General features: G+C 62.2%; 4 protein-coding genes and 2 pseudogenes. 1 reads left to right on the top strand and 5 read right to left on the bottom strand.

Annotation, left to right across the window (positions count from 1 at the left end; all coding sequences use genetic code 11):
* From EN745_RS28640 to EN745_RS28620, 5 genes and pseudogenes are all read right to left on the bottom strand, one after another.
* Nucleotides 1-436, bottom strand: a pseudogene (locus EN745_RS28640) (peptidase M29); the annotation flags it as partial.
* 252 nt (nt 437-688) lie between these two features.
* Nucleotides 689-1,440 (bottom strand): annotated as a pseudogene (locus EN745_RS28635) (Asp/Glu racemase).
* Between the two features lie 44 nt (nt 1,441-1,484).
* The gene (locus EN745_RS28630) at nt 1,485-2,516 is read right to left on the bottom strand and encodes a carbon-nitrogen hydrolase family protein (RefSeq protein ID WP_127404781.1); all 1,032 of its coding nucleotides are present in this window, start codon (nt 2,514-2,516) and stop codon (nt 1,485-1,487) included.
* Between the two features lie 120 nt (nt 2,517-2,636).
* Nucleotides 2,637-3,557, bottom strand: a complete 921-nt coding sequence (locus EN745_RS28625) for a fumarylacetoacetate hydrolase family protein (RefSeq protein ID WP_126056180.1) — start codon at nt 3,555-3,557, stop codon at nt 2,637-2,639.
* A gap of 10 nt (nt 3,558-3,567) precedes the next feature.
* Complete coding sequence (locus EN745_RS28620; RefSeq protein WP_127422796.1) at nt 3,568-4,689, bottom strand: cupin domain-containing protein; 1,122 nt, start codon at nt 4,687-4,689, stop codon at nt 3,568-3,570.
* Between the two features lie 135 nt (nt 4,690-4,824).
* Between EN745_RS28620 and EN745_RS28615 the strand changes: the two genes are divergently transcribed.
* Nucleotides 4,825-5,475 carry a GntR family transcriptional regulator gene (locus EN745_RS28615; RefSeq protein WP_126056178.1) on the top strand — a complete coding sequence of 217 codons (651 nt, stop codon included), beginning with the start codon at nt 4,825-4,827 and terminating at the stop codon, nt 5,473-5,475.
* Nucleotides 5,476-5,612 lie beyond the last annotated feature (137 nt).

Genomic DNA, 5,612 nt, shown 5'->3' with positions numbered 1-5,612 from the left:
CCTTCGGGCCGAGTTCGGCCGTCGGCTCGGTGCGCTCGAGAATTTCAGGATGTTCGTTCGTGACGACCAGGAGGCGGGTTCGTCCTGCCGCCTCGATCTCGGGCCATTCCGGGGCATGGATCAGCCCCTCGACCGTGCAGTCGACGATCACCTCGCAGAGCTTCAGCGCCTCGATCACGGCGCGGTTGCCCTGGATCGCCCAGGACGTGCCGGTGGACTTCACCGGCACCGGCGCCGTTTGGCGCGGCGTCGGCATCTGGATCATGCAGAATTCGGCACCGAGATCGTGCAGGGCGAGTTCCGACAGGTGGACCAGCACCGGACGCGACTGCGTCTCAGACAGGATCGCCACCCTTGTCCCTTTGCCGATAGCATTTAGCACGAAGACGCGGCGGAAGCAGTCCAGCCACCGTCCTTCGATGCGCTCTTGCAGCATCGTTAAACTCCCATTGACGATCCGGCTTGTTTCGGATTTCTTTACTTGTCAGTTAAGTTTTCACGTTCGCATAAGCCTGTCAATGAAATTTTCGAAGATTCTTCTTTTTTCGAGAATAATGACGTGTCACAGGAATCCGGGCTAACCAACGCGGTCAGGCGGTGGGACGGGCATCGCGGAAATCCGGACTGCATTGCCGACTGGTAACCGGGGTCTATCTTAGATCCAGGGGCCTAGACTGAACCTGCGCTCTCAATACCTGCCGGAGAGCAGTTCCCCGGCGCCGGGTGACGCGGCGAGCAGTCCAAGCCGTGACATCATCTGATAGCTGGTACAGACAGAGGCACTGACAACGGGAAGGCCCAGCGCCTTCTGGAGTTCGTCGATCACCGGTAAGGAAGGCATCTGCACGCAGGCGGACGCAACAAACGCGTCGATCCCGGTTGTGTCGACCCTCTTGTAGATATCGAGCAGGTTGTTCGGATCGTGCCTGCCGACTTCGAGGTTGTCGGGAATTTCGAGGGCGACGAAGTCCTTCACCGCTATTCCCTCATGCTCAATGTAGTCGACCACCAGCTGGGTAAGCGGCTTCATGTAAGGGCATATCACCGAGATCTTCTTCGCCCCGAGCACCTTGAGGCCGTCGACGAGCGCACCTGCACTCGTGACAACTGGAGCAGGAGCGCCGTTCTCCGCTGTGCGCATATGCAGCCGCGCTTCCGAGGTGCGGTGATAACCCTTGCCCATGCTCATGATCGCGACCAGACAGGCATAGCCGAGGACGTCGACGCGCGCGTCGGAAAGCTCGATCGCGCAGCGGTCGCTGTCACGATCCATGGCCTCGAGCTCTTCCTTGACCACCTTCTTCATCCGCATCCGGCTGGAATGGAAAGTGAAACGTTCAGGCAGGAATATTTCCCTCGTGCGGAAAATCGCCGGGATTTCCGTCTCCATTGTGGTGTTGGAGAAGGCACGATCTGCCCGATGCGAAAAGTGCTTGCCATGCTGGATCCGCTCCGTCTGACTGCTGTAACTGGTAGGCTTCGGCTTATGCCGAATGGGCACCTGGCTGTGCCGTTTCGATCAAGCCGGCGTCGTCGCTGTCGAAGGTCTGCACCCTTTCGGTCAGGGAAATCGGTTCCAGCCTGCGGCGGCTTACCCGCAGGTCGAAAACGTCGAACCGGTTGTAGTGGCCGACTATGTCATGCATCTGCTTCGGCTGGATGCAGCGTCCGAGATCAATCTCGGCGTAAACGATTCCTTCTTCGTCGATCAGCGGCTCGCCAACCACGCGTCCGTCCGGGCCGATCACCCCAGAGAAGGCGCTGGACTTGCGCTGCAGGCGCGCCCTTGCATCCGGAACGACACCTTCCATTGCGGCTATGATTTCTTCCGAGACGGTCGAACAGGAAACGATCGTAAACACCTTGCCTTCGAACGAGTGGGCCATGGCGCGCAGCTTTATGGCCTCCGCCATGTCGTAGTCGGGCGGCGCAACGGGCAGCGAAATGTAGCTGGCGACGTGAACCAGTTCGCCTTGGGCGAGAAGGGTGAAGCGCGCAAGGGTGTTCGTGTTCTCGCCGCAAGCAAGCGCGCCGAGTGGCCCGATTGCAGTGTCGTGGACTTTCAGGCCGGCTCCATCGCCGGGCGCCCAGGTCAACTTTTCGGCCCAGGTCGGCATCAATTTGCGGTGCTTGCCAAGCAGCGTTCCATCCGGGCCGATGGTCAAAAGGGTGTTGTAGAGAGTTCCAATCGAACTCGTGCTGCGCTCGTTGATGCCGATCACGACGTGGATGCCGGCTTCGCGTGCCGCACTGCGCAGGATTTCGACTTCCGGACCGGGCTCGGTAATGGCGGCGCGCGCCAGTTTGTCGAACCAGGCTCCGCCGGTCACCGGATCGGTGATCCAGCTCCAGTACGGATAGGCCGGGATGAACACCTCCGGGAAGGCGATGAGATCCGCGCCGTTGGCCCTTGCCTCGCGGATCAGGGAGACGGCCTTCTCGATCGTCGCCGGCGTATCGAGAAAAACGGGTGCGGCTTGCACCGCCGCGGCAACGAACTTTGGTAGCTTCAGCATGGCAACTCTCCTGCTCTCATCGAGCCACCAGGCGGGCTGTCTTGGACGCCAGAGGCCTTCTGATCGCTCAGATCCGGGACCAACCGCACGACGGCTGTCTTGAACGGCGTGGGCACGTGTCTACTCGGGCGTCGCGTCCACCACGGGGTGTCGCAGCGTGCCGATCCCTTCGACCGAGGCCACGACCACGTCGCCTGGCCACATCCATTCCTGTGGATCACGCCCGGCGCCGACACCTTCCGGCGTGCCGCTGGCGATGATGTCGCCGGGCTCCAGCGTGATCGCCGACGAGATGTCGGCGATCAGGTGATCGACCTTGAACAGCATGTGGCGGGTGTTGGACCGCTGTTTCTCGACCCCGTTGAGCGTCAGCCACAGGTCGAGCACCTGCGGGTCCGGGATCTCGTCGGCCGTCACGATGCACGGCCCGAACGGCGCGTACGTGTCCTGACCCTTGGAGAAGATCCATTGACCGGCGCGCCGGTTGTCGCGCGCCGAAACGTCGATCATCACCGAATAGCCGAAGACGTGGCTTAGCGCGTCCTCCTTGCGCACGCGGCGGGCGGTGGTGCCGATGATGACGGCAAGTTCCACCTCCCAATCGAGCTGCTGCGTCATCTTCTTGTTGTGCTCGATGCCGTCGCCAGGCCCGATCACCGTGGTCGGCGGCTTCGAGAAGACGACCGGCTGCTTCGGCAGGTCTTTTGACGTGTCGAGCGACTTCGCGCTCTCCGCGACATGCTCGATATAGTTCAGGCCGATGCCGAAGATGTTCTTGCGCGGTCGGGGAATGGGCGCCAGCAGCCTTACATTGTCCACCGCGGTGGCGGTTCCGGCCGGGAAGCGCCCCGCTGCCCTGCCGAGGCAGTCGCGAAGCGTCTCCAGTCCGCCGCGCCCGGCATCGATCAGGCCGAGCATGGTGTCGGGCAGGATCGTGCCTTGCGCCGTGGCGAGCGCCCCCACATCCACCACCAAATTGTCGACGAGGACGCCGAGCCTTGCCGCCGCTTCGACCGAGGCGCGATAGGTCACAAGTTTCATGATCTTTCCTTCAAAGGAGCGGCTGCAGGCCGCCATTGTCGCCGAATGCCTGCTCGCGGTAGAGCCCGAGCGCCCGCATCACCGGCAGGTCGGACAGGCAGAACAGGCAGGCGGCCTCGCGATCCGAGCCGTTGGCATGCTCGTGCCAGGCCCAGGAAGGCACGCAGAAGATGTCGTGCTCCTGCCAATCGTAGCGGCGGCCGTTGATGATCGAATGACCGTTGCCCTTCGCCACATGGTAGAGGCCGCTGCCCGTGTGCCGGTGCGCCTTTGTGTGCTCGCCGGGACGCAGCATCTGCATCGATGCGCCGAGCGTCTGCATGACCGGGCCGTTCGTCACCGGGTTCACATACTCCATCAGCACGCCGTCGAAGGGCGAGCCATCGGTGCAACCCGCGTATCTCGTCAGCGCTTCGTAGGTCGGCGCCCATTCGTATTTGAACATTGGGCTGTAGCCCTTGGCCCAGTTCTCGCCCATCGGCCTGAGACCTGCATTTCCCCAGGTCTTGGTCATGTCGTCGACCGCGTAACCGACCGCCTGGCTGAGATCTGGATGGACCTCATAGAAATTGGCTTCCATGGCGTTGACGAAAGGGATGTCCAGGCCGTCCTGCCAGATGCAGGGTGAGCCGGTCGCCTCCACGCCGTGCTCGTGCCAAGTGCCGTTGGGCGTCAGCACGAAGTCGTTCGCGCCGAGCGTCATTTTGTGTCCGTCCACCACCGTATAGGCGCCCGAACCCTCCATGATGAAGCGGATTGCCGAGGCCGAGTGGCGGTGGGCCGACGCGACCTCGCCAGGATTCATCACCTGCAGCCCACCATAGATCCAGCCGACCGCGGCGGCCACGTCGGTGCGCCCCGGATTGTTCAGATAGACCACCCGCCGTCCGGCCTTTTCCGGTGTGACAAGTTCGACCGAGCGAAGGACATGCGCGCGCAGGTCGCGATAGCGCCAGACCACCGGCACCGACTGCGACTTCGGCTCCCAGGGCTCGATCTTGTTGGCGACGGTCCACAGCGCGCCTGCCTTGTGGTGCGCCAGCTCGTCGTAATAGGCAAGCAATTCCGGCGTGTCCTCGACGTTCGCCCGGCCGACGACATCCTCGCGATGGTTTTCGCGCTCCTGTGCCATGGGATCCTCCTGCTTGTAGCCCGTTAGTCTAGCATGACGTCTAGGATTTTCGATTGCAATAGAAATTTTCGAAAATAAATGAAATTGCCGACGCGTTCCTCTATAAGGTAAGGCTGTACGGGCGAGGAAACCTGAATGACACTTGCCGAAAAAGCCTACGATGCCCTGCGCCACGACATCATACGCGGCGAACTTCCGCCTGGCCGACCGTTGCGACTTGCCGACCTGGGCGAGCGCTACGGCATGGGCTTCTCGCCTCTGCGCGAGGCACTGAACCGCCTCCAGGCCGAATGCCTGGTGACGGCCGAATCGCTGCGCGGCTTCCGTGTAGCGCCGTTGTCGCTCGACGAGCTGCACGACGCCACGTCACTGCGCATCGTCATCGAGACGGAAGCGCTCAAGGCATCAATCAAGAACGGCGACGACGCCTGGGCGTCGGGCATCGTGTCCTCGCTCTACGCCTTGAATGTGCAGGCGGCGCGAACGGGCCCCGAAGCCGATATCTGGACCCTCGAAAAGCGGCACCACGCGTTCCACCGCGCCTTGCTGGCCGGTTGCAATTCGCCCTGGACGCTGGAATTCTTCGAACGGCTCTATGCAGCGACCGAGCGCTATCGCATTCCGGTTCTGCTTGCGTCCGCGCTGCCGGTTGGCCGCGATGTCCAGGCCGAGCACAGCGCACTCGCGCAAGCGACGCTCGACAGGGACGCGGCGAAGGCCTCTGCTCTGCTGAGAGAGCACTACCTCAGAACGGTGGAGCATCTTGCGGCGGCTATTAACAGCTGAAACTGAGCTGGCCAAGAATCCATCGCGTCGGCTACTTCCATGCAGCGAAAGCCATGACCGCGATGGTCGTGCAACGAATTGGCGCGGCACTCCTCATCGCGTTGGGCGTGGGCCACCATCTTCCAAGCGTCTAGGAT

The sequence above is a fragment of the Mesorhizobium sp. M4A.F.Ca.ET.022.05.2.1 genome (genome assembly GCF_003998845.1).
Lineage (GTDB): Bacteria > Pseudomonadota > Alphaproteobacteria > Rhizobiales > Rhizobiaceae > Mesorhizobium.
Note: the sequence above shows the minus strand (reverse complement) of the source record. Positions and strands in the feature narration are given on the sequence as shown.